Genomic DNA, 21,984 nt, shown 5'->3' on the forward strand with positions numbered 1-21,984 from the left:
AGATATCTTCCGGGGGCTTTTTCTCGCGTTCACGCACCACTGGAAGATCTTTTCGTCTCCCAGCACCAATCGCCTGAAAGACTAGTCAGGGTGATGGTGATGATGATGGTTTTTAAACTGAGCGCGTGTCATAAAATTCTCGTATGAATGACTATTCATTATGTGCCAATTAACGTAAACCAGATGACGCACCGAGCGCAAGGGGTTTTTTCCTCGTTGATTAATATTCTGTAAGGCTGAGGGAATTGTCAGTTCTGCCCGGGTGGCGTAGCCTTAATGGAGAGCTAAATTCACTCGTCAGAAGATAATGCTGCAAGGTCAGGAGACAAGGCATGAAAAGGGTCGCAATAGTCGGGTTGGGGTGGTTGGGTATGCCGCTGGCGCTCTCATTGTCAGCGCGCGGTTATCAGGTCACCGGCAGCAAAACCACGCTGGATGGTGTAGAAGCAGCTCGCATGTGTGGGATCGAAAGTTATCAGTTGAATCTGCAGCCGGAACTGGTTTGCGACAGTGAGGACCTGGAAGCGCTGCTGAACGTTGACGCGTTAGTGGTGACGCTGCCCGCCCGCCGCACTGGAGAAGGCGATGATTTTTATCTGCAGGCGGTGCAGGAAATAGTCGACAGCGCGCTGGCGCATTCCGTGCCGCGCATTATTTTTACCAGCTCGACCTCGGTGTATGGGGAAGGCGAGGGTAGCGTAAAAGAAACGTCCCCGCTTAAACCTGTCACCGCCAGCGGCAAAGTGCTTAAAGAGCTGGAAGACTGGCTGCATAAACTCCCGGGGACGTCCGTGGATATCCTCCGCCTCGCGGGGTTAGTGGGGCCGGAACGCCATCCTGGGCGTTTTTTAGCGGGGAAAAGGGACGTGGCAAACGGGCAGCACGGCGTAAATCTCGTGCATCTGGAAGATGTGATTTCGGCCATCACGCTGCTGCTTCAGGCACCTAAAGGCGGGCGAGTCTATAATCTTTGTGCTCCGGCCCACCCAACGCGGGAAGAATTCTATTCACTTATGGCGCGGCAAATTGGCCTTGAGGCCCCGTCGTTCCGTAAAGACGCGGCAACCGGCCACGGCAAGCTGATTGACGGCAGCCGCATCTGTAATGAGCTAGGCTTCGACTATCAATATCCTAATCCGCTGCTTATGCCTATGCAGTAAATTCAGCCACACATCCGGGAGTGAGTATGAAACCTTTGCTGGAGGTCCTGATCATTCTCGATGCGCTGGATAAAGAAGGGAGTTTTGCTGCGGCGGCGGCAAAGCTCTTTAAAACCCCTTCGGCGCTGAGCTACAGCGTGCAAAAGCTGGAAAGCGACCTCAATATTCAAATCCTCGACCGCAGCGGCCACCGGTCGCGCTTTACGCGAACCGGCCAGCTCCTGCTGGAAAAAGGCAGGGAAATTCTGCATTCGGTACGCGAGCTGGAAAAGCAGGCGATCAAACTCCAGCAGGGCTGGGAACACGAACTCACCATCGGCGTGGACAATGCCTTTCCCTTTTCCCTGCTGACGCCCTTAATCGAGGCGTTCTATCAAAGCTACAGCGTAACGCGGCTAAAATTTATCAACGATGTGCTTGGCGGCTCGTGGGAAGCGCTCACGGAAGGGCGGGCGGACATTATTGTCGGGGCGATGAGCGAGCCGCCTTCGCTGAGCGGTTTTGGCTTTACGCTTCTGGGCCGGCTGGAGATCGTCTTTGTTGTCGCCCCACATCATTCGCTGGCGAAAGCGGAGGAGCCACTGCCCAGACGGCTGGTTAAGCAGTCCCGGGCGGTGGTCGTCGGAGACACCTCCAGAATCGAGTCCGCCCGAGCGCTGCATTTGCTTGAAGAGCAGGAGGCGATCACCGTGTTTGATTTCAAAACCAAGCTCGAGCTGCAAATCAGCGGCATTGGCTGCGGGTATATGCCGCGCTATATGGCGCAGCGGTACATTGAGAGTGGTGCGCTGGTGGAAAAAGAGGTTGCGGGGCAGGTGCCTTATGTACCGGTTTGGATAGGCTGGAATGAGCAAACGGCCGGGCTTGCCAGCGAATGGTGGCGAGAAAAAATCGTCGCCGACCCGCATATCGCCCAGGTGTATATGCCAGTAGAGAAATAGTGCCTTTTTGACTGGCGAAATTTCACTAACCTGGCTATGTTGAATGTCAGTCAGGCAGTGCGTTATGGCAGCGATGTGCCACAACTGGCCTATCTTCTTCTGCCGTGCTGGATGTGGGAGATTTTACTTCCGCCAGACGCTGAAAAAGAAATTGCCAAAGATGGCTTTAACATCTTGTCATTGTGCCTTCAAATGGTGCAAAATACGCGGCCTGCAAAAGAGAAAATTAACCGACGTTTAAGAGACGTCGGTTATTTTTTTGCAATCAATTAAGTCAGACAAACGGCATTTGCCAAAAAAACCAAGAGGCCGGGCTTCGTACCGGATAGATACTAGCTTTTAAAAAACGACAGTCGTGTCGCCGAGGAAATTAAGATGGGGCAGATTTTTGCTTTTGCGCAGGCTTTCTCCACTGAGGGAAACAACCATGTCGCTTAACGTCACCGCAGGTGCAAACACCCGCCCAGGTCTGCGTAAGACCCTGACGCTGGTTCCGGTAGTTATGATGGGCCTTGCCTACATGCAGCCGATGACCTTGTTTGATACTTTCGGTATTGTTTCCGGGATGACCGATGGCCATGTGCCGACGGCTTATGCCTTTGCTCTGGTGGCGATTCTGTTCACCGCGCTGAGCTACGGCAAGCTGGTGCGTCGTTTCCCGTCTGCGGGCTCCGCCTATACCTACGCACAGAAATCCATCAACCCTACCGTTGGGTTTATGGTTGGCTGGTCTTCGCTGCTGGACTACCTGTTCATGCCGATGATCAACATTCTGCTGGCAAAAATTTACTTTGAAGCGCTGGTACCGAGTGTGCCGTCGTGGATATTTGTTGTTGCGCTGGTGGCCTTTATGACCATCTCAAACCTGCGTAGCATCAAAACCGTTGCTAATTTCAACACCCTAATAGTGGTGCTGCAGATGGGGATTGTCTCCGTCATCGTCGGCATGATTATTTATGGGGTTTATCACGGTGAAGGTGCAGCAACGCTGGCGAGTTCTCGTCCATTCTGGTCTGGCGATGCGCATGTGGTGCCGATGATCACCGGGGCGACCATACTGTGCTTCTCGTTCCTGGGCTTCGACGGCATCTCTTCTTTGTCTGAAGAAACTAAAGATGCTGAACGTGTGATTCCAAGAGCGATTTTCCTGACCGCGCTGATTGGCGGCATGGTATTTATTGTTGCTTCTTACTTCCTGCAACTTTATTTCCCGGATATTTCTCGCTTTAAAGATCCAGATGCATCTCAGCCGGAAATCATGCTGTATGTGGCCGGTAAGACTTTCCAGTGGGGCGTGCTGATCTTCTCCAGCGTGACCGTGCTGGCCTCCGGTATGGCTGCACACGCGGGCGTTTCTCGTTTGATGTACGTGATGGGGCGTGATGGCGTGTTCCCGACTCGCTTCTTCGGTTACATTCATCCGAAATGGCGTACTCCGGCATGGAACGTACTGCTGGTTGGGGCCATTGCTCTGTTAGCGATTCGTTTCGACCTGGTAACAGCCACCGCGTTGATTAACTTTGGGGCGCTGGTCGCGTTCACCTTCGTGAACTTGTCGGTTATCTCTCAGTTCTGGATCCGCGAAAAGCGTAACAAAACGCTGAAAGACCACTTTAACTATCTGGTGCTGCCGGTATGTGGTGCTCTGACGGTGGGGGCGCTGTGGATCAACCTGGAAGAAAGCTCGATGATTCTGGGCCTGATTTGGGGCGGTATTGGCCTGGTTTACCTCGCTTGCGTGACCCGCAGCTTCCGTAACCCGGTGCCACAGTACAACGAAGACGCCGCATAATCGGTTTCTGATATAAAAAAGCTCCCGTCCTCGGGAGCTTTTTTTTGGCTACGGGAAAGATTAACCGACCAGATACTGGGCGTATTCAAATAGCGCTTTCAGCAGCGCCATTTTCTCTTTGTCCCCTTCATGCTGGTTGTACAGCGCCTCCAGCTCCTGGGCATAGGCCTGCAGAGCTTCCTGGGAAAGCACGTCCCGGCGATACTGCAGCCAGCGGTTCTGCTCATCTTCGCTTAACGTTCCCGGCCAGTTGCGTGCGCGGTAGTTGAACAACAGTTTCTCAATGCGCTTATCGGCAAAGGTGATATCCAGCGCCGGCAGATTTTGCGGGTCGGTTTGCAGCACGATGCGCATTGCAGCACGGTCGGCGTCACTAAAGAAGCCGTTGTAAAGCTGGGCATCGACGTTATCGGAAGGCACAAACGGCTCGGCTTCGGCAAACAGCGCCACCACCTTCTCACGCACTTCCGGGTATTCGCGCAGTACTTTCAGGTTATCAAGGCATTGCTGGCGGTTAATGCCGAGGCGTTCAGCATCTTCCGGGCGCAGGGTATTGGCAACGGCCAGCACCGGACATTTATTCAGATGCACCAGCTTAATCGGCACCGCTGCGTCATCACCCAGTTCGGCTTTGGGCGTGTACAGGCGTTCACGCAGGGTGGCGGCATCCAGCGCCAGCAGCGGCGAGATATCCCCGGCCAGGTCGACCATTATCACCGCATTGCGGTTGTCCGGGTGCCAGGCCAGCGGCGCTATCCAACTGGTATTGCCGCGCTGGGCGCCGAACATGCCGGATACATGGACCAGCGGCTTCATCTGCGGGATATCAATCAGCGTCTGTAACTTCTGCTTTGAGCGATGGCTGTAGAGATACTCAAACAGGCGCGGCTGGCGGGTTTTCACTAGCTGAGCCATCGCGATGGTGGCGTAAACGTCTGACATCGCATCGTGTGCGTTAGCGTGTTCAATGCCGTTGGCTTTGGTCAGGTGCTCAAGGCGGAAGCTCGGCAGCCCGTCCTCATTTTCCGGCCAGACAATGCCTTCGGGGCGCAGGGCGTAACAGGCGCGCATCACGTCGAGCAAATCCCAGCGGGAATTGTCGTTCTGCCAGCTCCAGGCATACGGATCGTAAAAGTTACGGTAAAAGATATTCCGCGTCACTTCATCGTCGAAGCGCACGTTGTTGTAGCCCACCACGCAAGTCTTTGGCACCGTGAAGATGTCGTGAATACGCTTCGCGAAGGCCGCTTCGTTCTCGCCACGCGCCAGCGCCTGCTGGGGCGTTATGCCGGTGATCATCACGGCTTCAGGCTGGGGCAGGTAGTCATCCGCAGGCTTGCAGTAAAACACTTCCGGTTCGCCAATAACGTTAAATTCGCTGTCGGTGCGAATCGCGGCAAACTGGGCCGGTCTGTCCAGCGAAGGGTTTTTGCCGAAGGTTTCGTAATCGTGAAACAGAAAGGTAGCAAGTGAGGCAGAATCGGACACAGAGGTTACCATTGAGCTAGTTATCATCAGACTCAATGGTAAACCATCTGCCGGCGCATCAGAAGGAAAAGCACGTTTAAGATACGGACCTTTCGGACTTCATTTTCGCCCCGCTAAGCAACTGTTTACCCAGCGCGATGCCGCGTTTTTCAACCTTGTGGTAAAGCGCAACGGCAATCAGCCAGACGGCGGGTAGCGCGATGGCCGTGACTATCAGGAAACGCATCAGCGAAGGCTGATGGGCAAAACCGGTGTAGCGGACGAGCAGGCCGATAGTGGGGAGGACAATCATCAGGTGTAGCAGGTACACCGAATAAGAGACATCCCCCAGAAACAGGCTAAACCGACAGGTGAGCAGCTTGCGAGGTGCCGCCGTGATTCGGCGCAGGCGATTTTCTTTGTCAGTCTGCCAGAGCAGCAGCGTCATGCCGGTAATCATCATGCACTCTGCCACCAGCCGCAGATGGGTTTCGGCGATATGCATCTGCCAGGCAATGACCGGGGCGAGCAGCGCCAGCGCGCAATAGCGTAGATTTTTTTGCATTACCGCGTGGGATATCAGCATTCCGGCGATAAACAGCGGCAGTTTTATCAGGATCATGGACGGCATAGGAAAGGCGTTGAAGTAGTCCGGGAAGAGCCAGCGGGCCGCCAGGCAAACAACCATCAGCAGCGTCGCGCTAACCGTAAACCCGTAGCGCATCACCAGCAGCATAATGAACGGGAACAGCAGATAAAACTGCATCTCCAGCCCAATGCTCCAGTCTGGCAACACGGTGCGGAAGGACCAGGCCGGTAACAGGCCAAAAATAAACGTCAGATGGCTGAAAATATTCATTGCGGAGTGGTCGGCATAGCGGCTGCTTGCGGTGGCGGTTGTCGGCCAGGCGCTGGCGATAATATCGCGCATTTCGCCGAACCAGCCGCCAAAAATCAGCGCAACGACCAGCAGCAAATAATAGAGCGGGGCGATGCGAAAGAAGCGGCGTAGCCAGAATTTGCGAAAGGTATCCGGGCTATTCCACGGCTCTTTTTCCCGACGCTCCTGATAATTTTTTGCCATCAAATACCCTGACAGCAAAATAAATAAATCGACCCCCATCCCCGGATCGTAAAGAAGGGGAATGCGGCACTGCACCAGCAGGCAAATGTGGCCAAGCAAAACCCAAAGCGAGGCCAGCCCTCGCAGCCCCTCCAGCTCAGGAGACCAGCGTTTACTTTCCACCATACGATGACCTTTATGCGTGTATTCTTCGGTCAGAGTAAAAATGAATCAGCGCCGCCACAATCAGAATGTCACGCAAACATGGAATATCGGAATAAACGCAGTGTGATGTCTGGGGGAATATATTTAGTACAAATATTATTCATTATTATTGCTAAATATGAAATGTCATATTTTCTTGCAATTTAAAGAAGCAAATTAACAAGAACTCCCGTAAAACGAGCCGCTGTAAATTAAGTCTTTGAGGAAATTCCGTTGAAAACCCGCCTGCTTGTTGCCCTGAGCTTTTTGTCCCTTTCCGTCAATGCTGCCTATGCTGATGATATTTTCCCCCATCAGCCGCAGCCGCCTCAGGTAGAAGCCGGCGCATGGGTACTGATGGATTACACCACCGGGCAGGTGCTGACCGCAGGCAATGAACACGTCCAGCGTAACCCGGCCAGCCTGACAAAACTGATGACCGGCTATGTCGTTGACCGCGCAATCGACAGTAAACGTATTACCCCGGACGACGTCGTCACAGTGGGGAAAGACGCCTGGGCAAAAGGTAACCCGGTGTTTGACGGCTCATCGCTGATGTTCATTAAACCGGGCGACCGGGTGACCGTGCGCGATCTCAGCCGCGGGTTGATTATCGATTCCGGCAACGATGCCTGCGTTGCGCTGGCAGATTATGTTGCCGGGGGGCAGAAGCAGTTTGTCGCCATGATGAACCACTACGTCGACCAGCTTGGCCTGCACGATACTCATTTTGAAACCGTGCATGGCCTGGACGCACCGGGACAGCACAGCTCCGCCTATGATCTTGCCGTTCTGTCCCGCGCTATCATCCACGGTGAACCCCAGTTCTATCATATGTACAGCGAGCGCAGTCTCACCTGGAACGGGATTACCCAGCAAAACCGCAACGGCCTGTTGTGGGATAAATCCCTGAACGTGGATGGCCTGAAAACGGGGCACACCGAAACAGCAGGGTTTAACATTATTGCCTCCAGCGTGCTGGGTCAGCGTCGCCTGATTGCGGTGATTATGGGCGGCCTTAGCTCAAAAGGGCGTGAAGAGCAGGCCCGCAAGCTGCTGCACTGGGGGCAGGATAATTTCGACACCGTGCAGGTCTTGCAAAAAGGCAAACCTATCGGCAGCGAGCACATCTGGTACGGCGACAAGGCCAATATCAATGTGGGCCCGGATCGGGACGTCTTCCTCGCGCTGCCTAAATCGGAAGTGCCGAACATTAAAGCAAAGTATGTGCTAAGCAAACAGGATATGGAGGCCCCGCTGGCAGCCAATACGCAGGTAGGCGAGATCCAGCTGTTTGATGGCGACAAGCTTATCTCCCACTGGCCGCTAGTGAACCTCACGCCGGTGGAGAAGGGCGGGCTGTTTTCGCGTCTCGGCGACTTTATCAGCCGCAAGCTTTAACCCTTTGTCTTGTTGATGAACCGCGCAATTTGCGCGGTTTTTTGTCGCCATTTCCTGCGAGGTTGCTCCCAAATCTGGCAGCTTGTGCCCCACCTTTAAAAAATATAGTGTATAAATGTACAGTGTATTTATTCATCAGCGTGGAGGCAGTATGACATTCAAAGTTCAGCATGTTCCGGCGCGTAACGTGGCCGGTTTTCATCTGGTCGGGCCGTGGGAAACCACGGTTCCGCAAGGGTTTGGCCAACTGGCCATGTGGGCGAAAACCCACAGCCTGCATGGCGACTGGCTGGCCATTTACTATGATGACCCCGATGTTGTTCCGCCAGAAAAGCTCCGCGTGGACACGGTGCTGGACGTACCTGAAGAGTTCAAACTACCGGAAAACAGCGAAGGCGTTATCATCACGGCTATTGAGGCAGATACTTACGCCATCGGGCATGCCATCGTAAAAAATGAAGCATTCCAGGAAGCCTGGGAAACCTTCTTTGACCAGGTAGAGGCTGATGGTGACTATCAGTTAACCGGCAAACCCTGTTACGAAATCTATCTCAACGACGGCTCGGCGTCCGGCGTATGGGAAATTGATATGTATATCCCGGTCGCTAAGGTCTGACAGGAGCTCACCATGACGGAAGCTATCGCAGGATTAAACGTGTTATTCATCGCCGGGTATGGCCCGGTTACGCGCGACGTGGCGGCAAGTGTCGGATTTTATCAGCAGGTGCTAGGTCTGCCGCTAAAAGCGATGGAAGGTAACGAGGACTATCTGGCAACGGAGCACGGTGAGCTGGATGGCGTGAAGCATTTTGCGCTCTGGCCGCTCGCTCAGGCGGCACAGTCCTGCTTCGGCGTGGACAGTTGGCCCGAGCACATTGTCGCGCCCCAAAGCTGGGTCGAATTTGAAGTAGAAGATGTCGGGCAGGCGACAGCGGTGTTAAAGCAGGCCGGGTATCAGATGCTGGTGGATAACCGTATCGAGCCCTGGGGGCAAACGGTGTCACGTATGCTCAGTCCTGAAGGGCTGCTGGTTGGCGTGACCGTTACGCCCTGGCTGCGCTAGCTGGCTTGAATCCGGGCGGCAGTCTGCTGCCCATTTCTGATATTCAGCAAAGAAATGTGAAATATTCCGCTTAAAAGTCCCGCCGCACCTGGCAACATGATTTCTTTGTGAGAAAAACGGGTACAATTTCTTTTTTATTTTCGGAGAGCCGGGTGTGCGCCCCGACAAATCACTGACCCCGTTTGAGATCCGTATTTACCGCAACTATCGCGTCGCCCACGGCATACGTATAGCCCTTGCTTTTGTGCTGACATTTGTTCTGGTTCGTCTGCTGAACATCCCCGAAGGCACCTGGCCGCTTATCACACTGGTGGTGGTGATGGGCCCAATTTCCTTTTGGGGGAACGTGGTTCCGCGCGCCTTCCAGCGTATTGGCGGCACCATTTTTGGCGCGGCCATCGGACTGATAGCCCTTAAGCTGGAGCTTATTTCCTTACCGCTGATGATCATCTGGTGCGGGCTGGCGATGTTCCTGTGCGGCTATCTGGCGCTGGGTAAACGTCCCTACCAGGCGCTGCTTATCGGCATCACGCTCTCCGTGGTTGTTGGGGCGCCGCCGGGGGATATGGAAGTTGCTCTGTGGCGCAGCGGCGACGTTATCTTCGGCTCGCTTCTGGCCATGCTGTTTACCAGCGTTTACCCACAGCGGGCGTTTATCCACTGGCGTATCCAGATGGCGACCTTCGTGCAGGCGTTTAGCAAAATCTACACTGCGGGGTTCTCGCCAAACCTTGTGGAGCGCCCACGGCTGGAAAAACCGTTGCAGAAAATCCTCAATGACGTGGTCAAGATGCGCGCCCTGATTGGCCCCGCGGGTAAGGAAACCCGTATTCAGAAGTCAGTCTTTGAGGCGATTCAGACCATTAATCGCAACATGGTCTGCACCCTTGAGCTGCAAATCAACGCCTATTGGGCGACGCGGGAAAGTCATTTTGTGATGATCAACGCTCATACGCTGCGCGACACGCAGCAAATGACGCAGCGCACACTGTCGGCCATCGCAAAGGCGCTGTATGAAGGGAACCCTTCGCCCATCTCAGCCAACACCGAGAAACTGAATGAGATCGTTTTTGAACTTCGCCAGTTGATGGAGGAGGGCAAGGGCAGTCAACTCCAGGAAACGCCTATTCACGGCTACGTCTGGCTTAGCCTTGAACTGGCCCGCCAGCTTGAGCTGCTGTCGCACCTCATTTGCCGCGCGCTGCGCAAATAGCGCGCGTAAAGCACAGAAATGACAATGCTTGTTTCGATTCAGCAGAAATTGAGGTTAAGATAGGGCAAGCCCGTTAGTGAGACTGACAAAAAATTGTAATCGTCAACCGCTACTACTAAGGTTATGGCGGTTGTCTTAACGAATCCGAGTACCAATTTAGCAGGGGTGTAAAAATGGAAAATATCAAACCTACCTTCCAGGACGTTCTGGAGTTTGTTCGTCTGTTCCGTCGTAAAAACAAACTGCAGCGTGAAATTCAGGATGTAGAGAAAAAGATCCGTGACAACCAAAAGCGCGTGCTGCTGCTTGATAACCTGAGCGACTACATCAAGCCAGGCATGAGCATCGAAGCGGTGCAGGGCATCATTGCCAGCATGAAAACCGACTACGAAGACCGCGTGGATGACTACATCATCAAAAACGCCGAGCTGTCTAAAGAGCGTCGCGAGATCTCTAAGAAGCTGAAAGTGATGGGCGAGCAGAAAGTTGCTGACACTAAGTCTGAATAACTTCAGCGATGAATAAACCGCCTTCAGGGCGGTTTTTTTATGCCTCGTTCACCATCACCCGCAGTAAGGTTTCCAGCAGCCCGGGGAACCGAGCATCCAGATCTTCACGCCTCAACGAAATCAAATTTTCACGCCCCTGAGGGCGCTGCCAGATTACGCCGCTATCGCGCAGAACCCGCCAGTGGTGGGTCATGGTCGACTTCGCCACATCCTGAATTAAAGCGCCACAGGTAAGCTCTTCCCCCCCGGCAAGCGATCTGACGATCCCCATCCGCAAAGGGTTGCCCAGCGCAAAAAGCACATTTTCAAGGCGGATTTGTTCTCGTTCCGGATGGTTGGCGATCATACTCTTCCTGTAGGCGGTGACGGCACGGCGGCCGGCTACTATAGCAAACTTGATGCCCTCCGAATGTATTGATATTAACGATAGCTCAAATTGTTCGAATATACTCGTACAATTGTACTATGCTGATGGCGAACAAATCTGGCGGCCATAGTGGCCGTCGCTTAACAGTCAACAAGACTAAGGACACATCATGCCCCGACCCATCCCTCTCGAACGCTATCGCAACATTGGTATTTCAGCCCATATTGATGCCGGTAAAACAACCACGACCGAACGTATTTTGTTTTACACCGGCATGAGCCACAAACTGGGTGAAGTTCACGATGGCGCAGCAACGACAGACTGGATGGCTCAGGAGCAAGAGCGCGGTATTACCATTACGTCCGCCGCGGTGAGCTGCTTCTGGCCGGGTATGGATCGCGGTTTTGAACCGCACCGTATCAACATCATCGACACGCCGGGACACGTGGACTTCACCATTGAGGTGGAGCGATCCATGCGTGTGCTGGACGGCGCGGTAATGGTTTACGACTCAGTGGGCGGCGTGCAGCCGCAGTCAGAAACCGTTTGGCGGCAGGCAAACAAATACCGTGTGCCGCGGCTGGCCTTCGTTAACAAAATGGACCGCCCGGGCGCTGATTTCTTTCGTGTGGTACAGATGATGATTGACCGCCTGAAAGCTAATCCTGTTCCCATCGCCATCCCGGTTGGGGCAGAAGACAGCTTCACTGGCGTGGTGGATCTCATCAAAATGCGCGCCATTATCTGGGACGATACGACCCAGGGCATGACATTCAGCTATGGGCCTGTACCGCAGGATTTGCTGCAGACTGCACAACTGTGGCGCGAAAAAATGGTCTCTGCGGCGGCGGAAGCCAACGATGAGCTAATGGATAAATACCTGGAAACCGGCGATCTGAGCGAAGCGGAAATTATTACTGGCCTGCGCAAGCGCACCATTTCCGGGGAAATTCAGCCGATGCTGTGCGGCAGCGCGTTTAAAAACAAAGGTGTGCAGCGCATGCTGGATGCGGTGGTAGAGCTGATGCCGTCTCCGCTCGATATTCCTGCCATTGACGGCGTGAATGAAAAGGGGGAGCACGCGGAACGCCATCCCAGTGATGATGAACCCTTCTCGGCGCTCGCTTTCAAGCTGATGACCGACCCGTATGTTGGGCAACTGACCTTTATCCGTGTTTATTCCGGCGTGCTGAAAAAAGGCGATTCGGTTTACAACCCGGTGAAAGGCAAAAAGGAGCGTATCGGACGTATTGTGCAGATGCATGCGAACGACCGCCACGAGGTGGATGAGCTGCGCGCCGGCGATATCGCCGCCTGCGTAGGGCTGAAAGACGTCACCACTGGCGATACGTTAACCGACTCGAATGCGGTGATCACGCTTGAGCGAATGGAATTCCCTGAGCCGGTGATTTCCCTCGCTATCGAGCCGAAGACCAAGGCCGACCAGGAGAAGATGGGTATCGCGCTGCAGCGTTTAGCGGCAGAAGATCCCTCTTTCCGCCTGCATACGGACGAAGAATCCGGCCAGACGATCATCTCCGGCATGGGCGAGCTTCACCTGGAAATCATCGTCGACCGCATGAAGCGAGAGTTTGGCGTGGAAGCCAATATTGGCCGGCCACAGGTCACCTACCGCGAAACGATCCGTAAAACGGCGAAAGACGTGGAAGGGAAATTTGTGCGGCAGTCAGGCGGTAAAGGCCAGTATGGTCATGTGGTGCTGACGCTCGAACCGCTTGAGCCGGGCAAAGGCTTTGTGTTTGAAGATGCCACCAAAGGGGGCGTAGTGCCACGCGAGTTCATTCCTTCTGTGGAAAAAGGTCTGCGTGAGGCGATGAATACAGGTGTGCTGGCCGGTTACCCTGTGGTGGACGTCAAAGCCACGCTGACCTTCGGCTCTTACCACGACGTCGACTCTTCGGAAATGGCGTTCAGGATGGCGGCGATCTTCGGTTTCAAGGACGCCGTGCGCAAAGCGGATCCGGTTATTCTGGAGCCTATCATGCACGTCGAAGTGGAAACGCCGGAAGACTACGCCGGTAACATTATGGGCGACCTCTCTTCCCGCCGCGGCATGGTGCAGGGCATGGAAGAACGCTTTGGCAGCCAGATTATTCGGGCCGATGTCCCGCTGGCAGAAATGTTTGGTTATTCCACCACGCTGCGCTCAATGTCTCAGGGCAGGGCGACCTACAGCATGGAGTTCCATCATTATGCCGAAGCGCCGCGTAACGTGGCCGACGACATTATTGCCAGCCGCGTAAAAGCTTAAGCTGTACCCAAAATGGGCGAGGTCATCTCGCCCATTTTTCATCTGCGTGTCATTTTCCATTCGCTTTGCAACACCCCGCATACGTCAAAAAATACTTGAAACCTGCTCGAACATTCTCAATTGGCTCCATGATCCGTTGTATTTTTATACCGATAATCCGTGGTATAGCCTTACGCCGACACTGTGAGAGGATCGCAATACGCGAACATGGAAGAGCTGCGTGTTCAGTATAAAGGTGAACCATTAAGGCTATTTTTCGCTTTTGATGTAAGGCGTTGTGCCATCCTGTTGTGTGCAGGTAACAAGGTCGGAAACGAGAAGCGGTTTTATGACGTCATGATTCCTCGGGCCGATAAGGAATTTGCAGCTCATCTGAAACAGCTAACGGAAAAGGAACAAACAGAATGGGTCGAACACTAGAACAGCTACTGGCCGAAGAGAAACCCGAAGTGGTGGCCGCCGCACAGGCCATGGCCGACGAAATGCTGCTGAATATCCATCTGACTGAACTTCGTGACAAAGTCAGAAAACGCAGGCTGAGATGGCGCAGAAGCTGGGCGTGAAGCAGCCCACCGTTGCCGAAATGAAAAAAAAGGCCGCGACATCAAACTTTCTTCCCTCAAGCGTTACGTTGAGGCGGCGGGGGGGAAAGGTAAAGCTGGATATCGAGCTGCCGGACGGGACGCATTTCAATATCGCGCTTTAAGGCTAATGGGGCGGTTTTCACCGCCCGCTCCGGCTTAAGTCTGCGCAGTTTCCTGTAAATGTCTCCATAACACTTTCTCGCCCTCACGGCGGAAAATAACCGTAGACCAGCGCACGGTGGTTGAGCCGTTCAGGGTCTGTGTTTCGCGATAAAGCACTGCGGCACCCTGCGGCCATTCGTCCAATAACTGGAGGTTATCGACCTCAATCGCCAGCCCTTCACGGCTACCACCGCTGGCGCTGAAAAAGCCGCAAAGCGACGGATAATCCAGCTTTGCTCCGCTGAGCGCGACCATTGAATAGTCGTGAGTAAAGCGTGCCAGCAGCGCTTCCAGCTCCCCCTTGCCCGCACCAAGCCATTGCTCAATGGCAACATGGGCCTCAATCACTTCTTCAAACCAGATATTCATTGCTCAGAGTTCCTTTTGGGTCAGTTGATTTTTAATCTGCTGATTGTTGAGCCGCCAGGCGTAAACCAGCGGGGCAAGCGTCCCGGCGGCGGCAAGGCTAAAAGTGAAAAAATAAGCGCGAGGGGCGGGTATCAGCGTCTGTAAAACAGTCAACAGCAGGCTCAGTAGCGCCACGCCAAAGCAAAAGCTTAACTGGCGATTAATATTCCACAGTGCGCTGGCTTCCGGCATTGCCTCCGAAGGGATGGCGATAAAAGCGGTGCTCTGCGCCGTGCTGCTGGAAAGACTTCCCCCCAGGCCCATCAACGCGTAAGCGGCTACCAGCCACGAGGCTTGCTCGCCGGAGTTGATTTGCGTGAGCAGCAAAATCCCTGCGGCCTGAAATATGCCCCCGGCGGCTATCAGCGGGCGAGGGCCGAGGCGATTAAACATCTTGCCGGTAAATGAAATCGCGACAAAAGAGGCCATCGCCCACGGCAGCATCAACATTCCGGTTTGAGTGGCAGACAGGCCCAACTGCGTTTGCAGATAGACAATGCTGACCAGACTGGTACCCATAAAAATCCCCGGAATGCACTGGTAAACCAGCATGGCATAACGCAGCAGAGGATCTGCCAGCAGCGGCAGGCTGAACAGCGGGGTCGGATGCCTGCCGTTGCGGCGAATAAAAAGCCAAAGAATAAGCATGCCAGCGATGAGCCACACTAATGCCGCTCCGTGCGCCGACGGGTTTCCGGCCTGGGTGACGCCCAGTAAAATAGCGAATAGCCCCGTCGACCCCAGCATTAACCCTTTAACGTCCAGGGGCCTGCGGGCAGTTTGTTGCTCTGCAGGTTTTAACCAAAATCCCGCCAGAACGAGTGTCAGCAGCGCCAGCGGCAGGCTGGAGAGAAATATCCAGCGCCAGCCAAAAGATTCCACCAGCAATCCACCTGCGGTTGGCGAAAGCGCCGGAGCCAGCAACGCGACCAGCATAATGACTGATGAAAGCTTTGCCCGTTCATGCACTGCGAAAAGTTGCCAGGTCAGCGCCTGGCCGACGGGGATAAGCAGCCCGCCTCCCACGCCCTGCAGAATACGTGCGGCGACCAGCATTTCAAGGCCGGGAGCCAGGCCGGAAGCCAGCGTGCCGAGAGAGAAAAGCCCCAAAGAAAGCATAAACAGGCGCTTGGCACCCAGCCGCTGCGTCAGCCACGCGCTGCAGGGAATAACCAGCGTCAGGCCACAAAGATAGCCGTGGCTTATCCACGCCAGCTCGGTAATCGGCGCGTGAAACTCCCTACCCATTTCAGGCCAGGCGACGTTGGAGATAAACATATTGATTAAGTCGAGAAAAAAACCGAGCAGATAAACGGCAGCAACCCTGTAGCGATAAGGCATAGCGGCTCTCGTGAAAAAGAAAAGGCGATTTCAGCAGGTTCTGCGAGGCGGATAAATCCCGTTCTGGCTGATACACTGTCAAAAATAATTTGATAATCAGGCGAATTAGCATGCTCAACTTGCAGCGGGTGGCGCAGTTTGTTGCGGTGGTGGAGGCCGGGGGATTTACCGCGGCAGTGCAGTCCATGCAGCAAACAAAAGCGGCGATCAGCTTTAACGTTCGCCAGCTTGAAGCGGAACTTGGTGTTTCGCTGCTGGTGCGTTCCACCCGGCGCGTGGCGTTAACCCAGGCGGGGGAAGTGTTTTACCAGCGGGCCCTGCAGCTGTTAAGGGAGAGCGCAGCGCTGGTGGAGGATGTGCAGGGGCATCACGGCGGGTTTTCTGGCGAGCTGAGTATCTCGACGACACCGGAATACGGCCAGGCGAAAGTTATCCCTGCGCTGAGCGCCTTTGGCAAGCTGCATCCGGGGCTGACCATCCGGCACGAATCTTCATCTGCTCCGGCTAATCTTATCTCCGGGCAGTTTGACGTGGCTATTCGCCTGGGCAAGCTGGCGGACTCGTCCTACCGCGCGGCGCTGATAGAGCGGTTCGAGATTGTGGCGGTTGCCGCGCCGCAGTGGCTTGAGCGTACCCCGATTGGCAGCCTGGAGGCGCTGGCCAAAGCGGAGTGGGTCATTCACCGTCGGCTGCTAACTCCCAGAGAATGGCAGGTCATTGGGCCTGACCAGGAAACGCGGGAGCTAACGATAACCGGGCCAGCCCGTTTTATGACCGACACGGCGGCTGCGCTCATGGCTTTTGTGGTTCAGGGCTGCGGCGTAGGCTTATTGCCCGAATGGCTGGTGCGCAGCGCGATAGGGCGCGGGGAGCTGCAGAATGTGCTGCCGGAATACCGTTTCCCGTCGCAAGGGATTTATGCGGTTTACCCGAACACGAAGCATGTTCCGGCGAAGGTGCGTGCGCTGATAGACTTTTTGCAGGAGTGGGAAAATAACAGACCCGCTTAGCGGGCCTGTTTTTCGGCTTACAGCGCTTTTTGGGTTTTACCCTGCACGGTTGAAGCCGCTTGTGCAGACGAAATGCCCGGCAGCTCAATTTTCAGGCCGAAGGTCAGCAGCGAATACAATACGCCTCCGGTCAGCATCGAGACGATAACGCCCAGGTTCGCCGTCGCAAAGACGCTGTGGCGGGTTTCTTCCGTCAGCAGGAAGCCCACCACGTGCGCGATGTACGGGTCGCCGGAAGTAATTGTGCCCAGCCCCACAAAGGTCGCGATACCCAGTGAAAGCAGTGCCGTCCAGCGGCCATCGCGGCCACCAAAACCCGCTTTACTCGCCATTGCTACATCCCAGCCCAGGCGCTTCTGGCGCAGGAAGTCGATCAGCTGAATCGCCCCGGCGGAGCCGATCACCACCGAAATAGAGGCCAGGAACGACTGGAAGGTCGCCAGGAACGAATCGGAAATAAACATCAGGTAGAACGCGCCGAAGCCGATGATAGCAGCGTTCAGCGTGGTCGTCGTGGCGCGGCTGGCCGGAATACCAAGCGCCAACAGGGCAAGACCTGAACTGTATACGCCGGTAATTGCCGCCGCCAGCAGCGAAACAATAATCACGATGGAGAACGGCACGTAGAACCAGAACGGCAGCAGGTTAGTCAGCGAGGCAATAGGCGACTGCGCCGCCGCCGCGCTCAGGTCCGGGTTGCTGTCGGCAAGGAATGCGCCCAGCACCAGCAGGATGCTCACCGGCAGAGAAATCCCCGTCGTCGTCCAGAAAATAACCTTCGATGCCTGGGTTTTCTTCGGCAAATAGCGCGCGAAGTCACCGCCGTAGTTCAGGAAGCCAAGTCCCACCATCGTCATCGCCATCACCACGCCGCCGATGTAGGTCAACAGGTCGCCGTGCGCCGCGCTCTGGCCCAGCTTTTCCCAGTGAATATGCGGCAGCATCAGGAAGATAAAGATAATGCTCATAAACCCGGTCAGCCAGGCGATGTATTTCTCCACCTTCATGATCAACTGGTGGCCATAAATGGCGACCGACATGGTCAGCGCCAGGCTGACGATGAACCAGCCGAGAATACACCCCAGTGTAGGCTTGCCGTCTGCCAGCGCAAAGGCCGCAGGCCAAAGTTTGGCAAACAGCGCCGCGCCGGTAGACGAGGCAAGGGTAATAATGGTGATTTTCCAGCCCATGTTGGAGATATAGGCGAACAGCGTCGGGAATTTATTGCCGTGATAGCCGAAGCAGAAGCGGGTCTGCGTCAGCGTAGGCAGGCCGGTTCTTGGCCCACCCACCGCCAGCACGCCGACCAGGCAGCAGGAAAGCAGGTAGCCGATAATCCCGGCGGTGATTGACTGCCAGACGCTCAGGCCGAGTGAGTAAACGTAAATGCCGTAGGTCATCCCCAGAATAGAAACGTTCCAGGAAAACCAAATCGGAAACAGCCCGGCGGGTTTGCCGTAGCGCTCAGCTTCCGGGACGGCATTCACGCCGTTTGCTTCAACTTTTATGCCGCCCGAGGCCGGCTGATGTGTAGAGTTTGTCATCGGAGAACCCTTATGGGAGAAATCAATCGCAGAGAAGTGCGGTTTCTAAAGCGAGCTCAATCATGTTGTCTAACGTGTTTTGTAGTTCTTCTGCCGTCGGCTCTTCCCCCGTGACGCTGCTTACGCAGGCTGTCAGCAGGCTCAGGGCTTTGGCGCGGTACTGCGCGGCGATAGTGAACAGCGCCGAGGTTTCCATTTCCACCGCAAGGATGTTCATCTTTTTGAGGGCAGGAAGCATGCCTTCGGGTTTGTCGTAGAGCAGGTCGTTGGTAAAAGTGTTGCCGAACCGGGTTGGAATATTGTGTTGCTCGGCCGCCGTCCAGCAACGGCGCAGCAGGTCAAAGTCCGGCACCGCCGCGTAGTCGTAGCCGCCAAAGCGGTCGCGGTTTACCGAAGAAGACGTTCCCGCGCCGGTGGCGACAATCACGTGGCGCATATCCACGCTTTCATCCACCGCGCCGCAGGTGCCGATGCGAATAAGCTGTTTCACACCAAAGGCGTTGATCAATTCATGGGCGTATATGGAAACGGACGGAATGCCCATCCCGTGCGCCATCACGGAAAGGCGTTTGCCTTTGTAGTAGCCGGTAAAGCCAAACATATTGCGGGTATCGCACACGCGCTTTGCATCGGTTAAATAAGTCTGCGCGATGTACTGCGCGCGCAGCGGGTCGCCGGGCATGATCACGGTTTCGGCAAAGTCGCCGGGGTTGGCGTTAATATGTGGCGTCATGAGACGATCTCCTGGCTGGTTTCATGCCATTACGATAGAAACCCGGCGGCTTGCAGAAAAAGGCAAATGTCCGGCCGGGCTGACGGCGATCACAAATTTGATTTTTGCCTTTGCAAGAAAAGAGAAACGCCAGGGCTGGCAAGGGGTGAGCAAAACGCGGAGTATTGACAATACCGAGGGGCGATAGTTAATCTCAGCCGCCTTTTTCGCCGCGGACTCTGGCGAAACAGGCAATACTTGACGGGTTAATGACCTTATTGAGCTGCATGGCAGCCTGCCGGAGAGCGACAACACCATGAATATTATTCAGCAATTCGCTCAGCGCGGGCACCAGATCCTGCGCGATGCCGTGTACGCCGCGCCGCTTAAAAGCAAAGAGATCGGCCCCGATGAATTTATTCTGCGCCAGGGCGAGGAGATCAAAGCGCTCTACTGGATCACGCTCGGCGAGTACACCATGCATTACAACGCCGAAAACGGGAAGGCATTCAGCCTGGGGCAGCGCTTTGTCAGCGACACTATCATCGGCGAAATTGAATACCTCACCCATACGCCGAGCCAGTTCTCGGTCGTGGCCCACGACACTATGACGGTAAAAGTCATTCCGCTGGCGATGATGGACGCCATTCTGACCAGCCACGCGGAAGTCGGCGTCTGGCTCAGCCAGCTGCTTTCTACCAGCTACCAGCGTGGAATGGCGAGAACCATGGAGCGTTTCCTGCAGCCGCTGGTGTTTAACATCGTGGCCGACCTGTATGAACGCCATCAGCAGAGCAAGCCGCTGGTGGATTTCTCACAGGTGTCCCGTGAGGCCGAGCGCTTTGGCTGTTCTGAGAGAACCTACCGCCGGGTGATCAACCAGCTGATAGAAGAGCAGTACATTCAGAAAGTGGCCCATGAATACGTGATTTGCGACATAGAAAAATTCCGCCAGGTGCTGACGAACCCAGGGCGAATCAGCAAGCCAGTTTTTGTAGCAAAGGGCTAAAAAGCAAAGAAAAAACAGTGATAGACTCCGGCAATACGTTATCCGCCATGGAGTAGTGCAGTGAGTGAGTCCGTCGAAAATCAGAACGCGTTTAAACATGCCTTTAATCATGCGCTTTTGCAGGACATCGCGAGCTTAATCGCGCGGCATTATCCCGCCTTTAACGCCGAAGCGTTTTTAAACCAGGCGGAAAACCTCGATAAGCTGGAAATGAAGGCCAGAGTCCAGGTCATCCGAGATGCGCTGGCAGCTGAGCTGCCGCAGGACTACCCGGCTGCATTGGCTGTGGTGGTTTCGGTGCTAAAAGAGAACAAGCTGCGCGGCTTTGCCGTCTGGCCCTTTGCGGAGTTTATTCAGGTCTATGGCCTGAACCACCCGGCACTTTCCCTCGAAGCCCTGAAAGTGGTCACCGTCTGTTTTACTGCCGAATGGGCGGTGCGTCCCTTTATTAAACAGAACCCGGAAGAAACCATGCGCTTCCTTCTACAGTGTGCGCAGGACGAAAGCGTGGACATCCGCCGCTGGGCCTCGGAAGGCACACGCCCGCGCGTGCCGTGGGGCGAGAAGCTGCATCTGTTTATCAAGGACCCAGCGGGAACCAGAGCCATTCTGGACTCCCTGAAGTTCGACCCGGAGCTTTACGTCAGAAAAAGCGTCGCCAACCACCTCAATGACATCACCAAAGACCACCCGGACTACGTGATTCAGCTCCTGCAAAGCTGGCAGCAGCAGGCGAAACAGTCTGGCAGTGACGACGTGAAAAAAATCGCGTGGATAACCCGGCATTCTCTTAGAACCTTAATTAAGAATGGCCACCCGGATGCGCTGGCGCTGATCGGCGTGCAGCACGGCGCGGATGTCGCGCTGGATGCATTATCCCTCAAACAAAAAGCGATCGCCCTGGGCGAAAACCTGGAATTTAACGTCAGCCTGCGCTCAACCAGCAACGCCCTGCAAAATATCGTGGTCGATTACGTGCTGCACTTTATGAAAGCCAACGGCAGCCTCGCCCCGAAGGTATTCAAACTGCGCACGTTCGAACTCCCGGCTAACGGAACGGTAACGATAGAGAAAAAGCACGCGGTGAGGACAGTCACCACCCGCCAGTATTACCGTGGCGTGCAGAAGATCGAGATTCAGGTGAACGGTAAGGTTCTTGGGGGAGAGGAGTGGGTGTTGGTGTTATAAAGTTATAAATTTTCAGATAATGCAGTCTTATGATCCGGGGCTGCATCTCTTCTACCCAAAAAATCATTTTGATTGTTGCTTTCATTTCCCGCCTCTGTGATGCAGGCCGCGAATATTGTCGCGGTGGGTTTAATATTCCCGGTATATAATAGCGGCGATGAGTTGTTTAAAACTGAAATAACTGCGCCGGAAAATATGAAGGTGGTTGTAGCGGGTGAAAATCAGGCAATGAGTGGTAGTAATGCTGGTATGTTACAAGATGAATATTCGAGCGATAATGGTGTTCGGGGGATTATAGCGCAACTTGGTGATATATCATTAGCCACAAGTGATGTGACATATCTTCCATTTGACGCAGCAACTTCAGGTACAGTGAAGATTGTTGTTGGTGGTAGTAAGGTCTCGGTTCCTTTCGTTTCACAGCCTGATGTTAAACTGCCATCGGCTGGAAAATATAGCTATACCTTCGTAGCGCAGGCCTTTTTCGAGTAACCGCTAAAAATCTTCTTTTATCCGAATAGTAATATTATACGTTGCTATTCGGTGTCTTTATTTCATTCACGCAAAACATAAT

At 54.5% G+C, this 21,984-nt stretch carries 23 protein-coding genes, 2 pseudogenes and 1 other annotated feature; of the genes and pseudogenes, 17 read left to right on the forward strand and 8 right to left on the reverse strand.

What is annotated here, in order from left to right; translation table 11 throughout:
• Nucleotides 1-106, reverse strand: a sequence feature (His leader region). This feature is flagged as partial in the annotation.
• Nucleotides 82-132 (reverse strand): his operon leader peptide, encoded by a 51-nt coding sequence (gene hisL, locus ACR6JA_RS03390; protein ID WP_126358378.1) that lies wholly within the window; start codon nucleotides 130-132, stop codon nucleotides 82-84. Its footprint overlaps the feature before it by 25 nt.
• 200 nt (nucleotides 133-332) lie before the next feature.
• Between hisL and ACR6JA_RS03395 the strand changes: the two genes are divergently transcribed.
• The 5 genes from ACR6JA_RS03395 (at nucleotide 333) to ACR6JA_RS03415 (ending at nucleotide 3,893) form a co-directional block, all read left to right on the forward strand.
• On the forward strand, nucleotides 333-1,160 hold the full coding sequence (locus ACR6JA_RS03395; RefSeq protein ID WP_008455027.1) for an SDR family oxidoreductase: 828 nt from the start codon (nucleotides 333-335) through the stop codon (nucleotides 1,158-1,160).
• 26 nt (nucleotides 1,161-1,186) lie between these two features.
• A complete protein-coding gene (locus tag ACR6JA_RS03400) occupies nucleotides 1,187-2,101 on the forward strand; it encodes a LysR substrate-binding domain-containing protein (RefSeq protein ID WP_494492873.1) in 915 nt (304 codons plus the stop codon).
• 36 nt (nucleotides 2,102-2,137) lie between these two features.
• Nucleotides 2,138-2,374 (forward strand): hypothetical protein, encoded by a 237-nt coding sequence (locus ACR6JA_RS03405; protein ID WP_494492874.1) that lies wholly within the window; start codon nucleotides 2,138-2,140, stop codon nucleotides 2,372-2,374.
• A gap of 102 nt (nucleotides 2,375-2,476) precedes the next feature.
• Nucleotides 2,477-2,539, forward strand: coding sequence for a hypothetical protein (locus ACR6JA_RS03410; protein WP_494493252.1), 63 nt, complete (start codon nucleotides 2,477-2,479; stop codon nucleotides 2,537-2,539).
• Nucleotides 2,529-3,893 carry an APC family permease gene (locus ACR6JA_RS03415; RefSeq protein ID WP_494492875.1) on the forward strand — a complete coding sequence of 455 codons (1,365 nt, stop codon included), beginning with the start codon at nucleotides 2,529-2,531 and terminating at the stop codon, nucleotides 3,891-3,893. The genes ACR6JA_RS03410 and ACR6JA_RS03415 overlap by 11 nt, the downstream gene beginning before the upstream one ends.
• A gap of 60 nt (nucleotides 3,894-3,953) precedes the next feature.
• Here ACR6JA_RS03415 and sbcB read toward each other — a convergent pair whose 3' ends face one another.
• Nucleotides 3,954-5,381 carry an exodeoxyribonuclease I gene (gene sbcB, locus ACR6JA_RS03420; protein ID WP_494492876.1) on the reverse strand — a complete coding sequence of 476 codons (1,428 nt, stop codon included), beginning with the start codon at nucleotides 5,379-5,381 and terminating at the stop codon, nucleotides 3,954-3,956.
• Nucleotides 5,382-5,457: 76 nt separating this feature from the next.
• Nucleotides 5,458-6,609 (reverse strand): acyltransferase family protein, encoded by a 1,152-nt coding sequence (locus tag ACR6JA_RS03425; RefSeq protein ID WP_494492877.1) that lies wholly within the window; start codon nucleotides 6,607-6,609, stop codon nucleotides 5,458-5,460.
• 252 nt (nucleotides 6,610-6,861) lie between these two features.
• On the opposite strand from ACR6JA_RS03425, the gene dacD reads away from it, so the two are divergent.
• The 5 genes from dacD (at nucleotide 6,862) to ACR6JA_RS03450 (ending at nucleotide 10,813) form a co-directional block, all read left to right on the forward strand.
• Entirely contained in the window at nucleotides 6,862-8,028 is a 1,167-nt protein-coding gene (gene dacD / locus ACR6JA_RS03430) for a serine-type D-Ala-D-Ala carboxypeptidase DacD (RefSeq protein WP_213712457.1), read from the forward strand.
• A 151-nt stretch (nucleotides 8,029-8,179) separates the two neighbouring features.
• Nucleotides 8,180-8,644, forward strand: a complete 465-nt coding sequence (gene sbmC / locus ACR6JA_RS03435) for a DNA gyrase inhibitor SbmC (RefSeq protein WP_494492878.1) — start codon at nucleotides 8,180-8,182, stop codon at nucleotides 8,642-8,644.
• A gap of 12 nt (nucleotides 8,645-8,656) precedes the next feature.
• On the forward strand, nucleotides 8,657-9,091 hold the full coding sequence (locus tag ACR6JA_RS03440; RefSeq protein WP_213712455.1) for a VOC family protein: 435 nt from the start codon (nucleotides 8,657-8,659) through the stop codon (nucleotides 9,089-9,091).
• Nucleotides 9,092-9,245: 154 nt separating this feature from the next.
• A complete protein-coding gene (locus ACR6JA_RS03445; protein ID WP_213712453.1) occupies nucleotides 9,246-10,304 on the forward strand; it encodes an FUSC family protein in 1,059 nt (352 codons plus the stop codon).
• A gap of 173 nt (nucleotides 10,305-10,477) precedes the next feature.
• Nucleotides 10,478-10,813 (forward strand): DUF496 family protein, encoded by a 336-nt coding sequence (locus ACR6JA_RS03450; RefSeq protein WP_008455006.1) that lies wholly within the window; start codon nucleotides 10,478-10,480, stop codon nucleotides 10,811-10,813.
• 37 nt (nucleotides 10,814-10,850) lie between these two features.
• Here ACR6JA_RS03450 and ACR6JA_RS03455 read toward each other — a convergent pair whose 3' ends face one another.
• On the reverse strand, nucleotides 10,851-11,159 hold the full coding sequence (locus tag ACR6JA_RS03455; protein ID WP_008455004.1) for an ArsR/SmtB family transcription factor: 309 nt from the start codon (nucleotides 11,157-11,159) through the stop codon (nucleotides 10,851-10,853).
• A gap of 190 nt (nucleotides 11,160-11,349) precedes the next feature.
• Here ACR6JA_RS03455 and fusA point away from each other — a divergent pair, with 190 nt between their 5' ends.
• From fusA to proR, 3 genes and pseudogenes are all read left to right on the forward strand, one after another.
• On the forward strand, nucleotides 11,350-13,452 hold the full coding sequence (fusA, locus tag ACR6JA_RS03460) for an elongation factor G (RefSeq protein WP_213712450.1): 2,103 nt from the start codon (nucleotides 11,350-11,352) through the stop codon (nucleotides 13,450-13,452).
• Nucleotides 13,453-13,620: 168 nt separating this feature from the next.
• Nucleotides 13,621-13,872 (forward strand): annotated as a pseudogene (locus ACR6JA_RS03465) (type II toxin-antitoxin system RelE/ParE family toxin); the annotation flags it as partial.
• Nucleotides 13,857-14,158 (forward strand): annotated as a pseudogene (gene proR, locus ACR6JA_RS03470) (transcriptional regulator ProR). The pseudogenes ACR6JA_RS03465 and proR, both read left to right, overlap by 16 nt.
• 34 nt (nucleotides 14,159-14,192) lie before the next feature.
• Here proR and ACR6JA_RS03475 read toward each other — a convergent pair.
• Nucleotides 14,193-14,567, reverse strand: coding sequence for a DUF4440 domain-containing protein (locus tag ACR6JA_RS03475; RefSeq protein WP_494492879.1), 375 nt, complete (start codon nucleotides 14,565-14,567; stop codon nucleotides 14,193-14,195).
• Nucleotides 14,568-14,570: 3 nt separating this feature from the next.
• Nucleotides 14,571-15,947, reverse strand: coding sequence for an MFS transporter (locus ACR6JA_RS03480; RefSeq protein ID WP_494492880.1), 1,377 nt, complete (start codon nucleotides 15,945-15,947; stop codon nucleotides 14,571-14,573).
• A 110-nt stretch (nucleotides 15,948-16,057) separates the two neighbouring features.
• On the opposite strand from ACR6JA_RS03480, the gene ACR6JA_RS03485 reads away from it, so the two are divergent.
• Complete coding sequence (locus ACR6JA_RS03485) at nucleotides 16,058-16,957, forward strand: substrate binding domain-containing protein (protein ID WP_494492881.1); 900 nt, start codon at nucleotides 16,058-16,060, stop codon at nucleotides 16,955-16,957.
• A gap of 17 nt (nucleotides 16,958-16,974) precedes the next feature.
• On the opposite strand, the gene ACR6JA_RS03490 is transcribed toward ACR6JA_RS03485, so the two are convergent.
• Together ACR6JA_RS03490 and deoD are read right to left on the reverse strand one after the other, a co-directional pair.
• A complete protein-coding gene (locus tag ACR6JA_RS03490) occupies nucleotides 16,975-18,501 on the reverse strand; it encodes a purine-cytosine permease family protein (RefSeq protein ID WP_494492882.1) in 1,527 nt (508 codons plus the stop codon).
• Between the two features lie 22 nt (nucleotides 18,502-18,523).
• Nucleotides 18,524-19,234 carry a purine-nucleoside phosphorylase gene (gene deoD, locus ACR6JA_RS03495; RefSeq protein ID WP_213712440.1) on the reverse strand — a complete coding sequence of 237 codons (711 nt, stop codon included), beginning with the start codon at nucleotides 19,232-19,234 and terminating at the stop codon, nucleotides 18,524-18,526.
• A 295-nt stretch (nucleotides 19,235-19,529) separates the two neighbouring features.
• On the opposite strand from deoD, the gene ACR6JA_RS03500 reads away from it, so the two are divergent.
• The 3 genes from ACR6JA_RS03500 to ACR6JA_RS03510 all read left to right on the forward strand — a co-directional run bounded on the left by ACR6JA_RS03500 (nucleotide 19,530) and on the right by ACR6JA_RS03510 (nucleotide 21,902).
• Nucleotides 19,530-20,222 (forward strand): Crp/Fnr family transcriptional regulator, encoded by a 693-nt coding sequence (locus tag ACR6JA_RS03500; RefSeq protein ID WP_494492883.1) that lies wholly within the window; start codon nucleotides 19,530-19,532, stop codon nucleotides 20,220-20,222.
• A 60-nt stretch (nucleotides 20,223-20,282) separates the two neighbouring features.
• The gene (locus ACR6JA_RS03505; RefSeq protein WP_494492884.1) at nucleotides 20,283-21,410 is read left to right on the forward strand and encodes a DNA alkylation repair protein; all 1,128 of its coding nucleotides are present in this window, start codon (nucleotides 20,283-20,285) and stop codon (nucleotides 21,408-21,410) included.
• Between the two features lie 162 nt (nucleotides 21,411-21,572).
• Nucleotides 21,573-21,902 carry a hypothetical protein gene (locus ACR6JA_RS03510; RefSeq protein WP_494492885.1) on the forward strand — a complete coding sequence of 110 codons (330 nt, stop codon included), beginning with the start codon at nucleotides 21,573-21,575 and terminating at the stop codon, nucleotides 21,900-21,902.
• Nucleotides 21,903-21,984: the final 82 nt, after the last annotated feature.

Source organism: Cedecea sp. B1(4), from assembly GCF_059414925.1.

Excerpts from the sequence above, each read along its gene's own strand:
- ACR6JA_RS03395 (WP_008455027.1), top strand. The coding sequence starts at position 333 with ATGAAAAGGGTCGCAATAGTCGGGTTGGGGTGGTTGGGTATGCCGCTG.
- ACR6JA_RS03480 (WP_494492880.1), bottom strand. The coding sequence starts at position 15,947 with ATGCCTTATCGCTACAGGGTTGCTGCCGTTTATCTGCTCGGTTTTTTT.
- ACR6JA_RS03405 (WP_494492874.1), top strand. The coding sequence starts at position 2,138 with ATGTTGAATGTCAGTCAGGCAGTGCGTTATGGCAGCGATGTGCCACAA.
- ACR6JA_RS03425 (WP_494492877.1), bottom strand. The coding sequence starts at position 6,609 with ATGGTGGAAAGTAAACGCTGGTCTCCTGAGCTGGAGGGGCTGCGAGGG.
- ACR6JA_RS03440 (WP_213712455.1), top strand. The coding sequence starts at position 8,657 with ATGACGGAAGCTATCGCAGGATTAAACGTGTTATTCATCGCCGGGTAT.
- sbmC (WP_494492878.1), top strand. The coding sequence starts at position 8,180 with ATGACATTCAAAGTTCAGCATGTTCCGGCGCGTAACGTGGCCGGTTTT.
- ACR6JA_RS03475 (WP_494492879.1), bottom strand. The coding sequence starts at position 14,567 with ATGAATATCTGGTTTGAAGAAGTGATTGAGGCCCATGTTGCCATTGAG.
- ACR6JA_RS03490 (WP_494492882.1), bottom strand. The coding sequence starts at position 18,501 with ATGACAAACTCTACACATCAGCCGGCCTCGGGCGGCATAAAAGTTGAA.
- ACR6JA_RS03400 (WP_494492873.1), top strand. The coding sequence starts at position 1,187 with ATGAAACCTTTGCTGGAGGTCCTGATCATTCTCGATGCGCTGGATAAA.
- ACR6JA_RS03500 (WP_494492883.1), top strand. The coding sequence starts at position 19,530 with ATGAATATTATTCAGCAATTCGCTCAGCGCGGGCACCAGATCCTGCGC.
- ACR6JA_RS03485 (WP_494492881.1), top strand. The coding sequence starts at position 16,058 with ATGCTCAACTTGCAGCGGGTGGCGCAGTTTGTTGCGGTGGTGGAGGCC.
- fusA (WP_213712450.1), top strand. The coding sequence starts at position 11,350 with ATGCCCCGACCCATCCCTCTCGAACGCTATCGCAACATTGGTATTTCA.
- ACR6JA_RS03450 (WP_008455006.1), top strand. The coding sequence starts at position 10,478 with ATGGAAAATATCAAACCTACCTTCCAGGACGTTCTGGAGTTTGTTCGT.
- ACR6JA_RS03415 (WP_494492875.1), top strand. The coding sequence starts at position 2,529 with ATGTCGCTTAACGTCACCGCAGGTGCAAACACCCGCCCAGGTCTGCGT.
- deoD (WP_213712440.1), bottom strand. The coding sequence starts at position 19,234 with ATGACGCCACATATTAACGCCAACCCCGGCGACTTTGCCGAAACCGTG.
- ACR6JA_RS03455 (WP_008455004.1), bottom strand. The coding sequence starts at position 11,159 with ATGATCGCCAACCATCCGGAACGAGAACAAATCCGCCTTGAAAATGTG.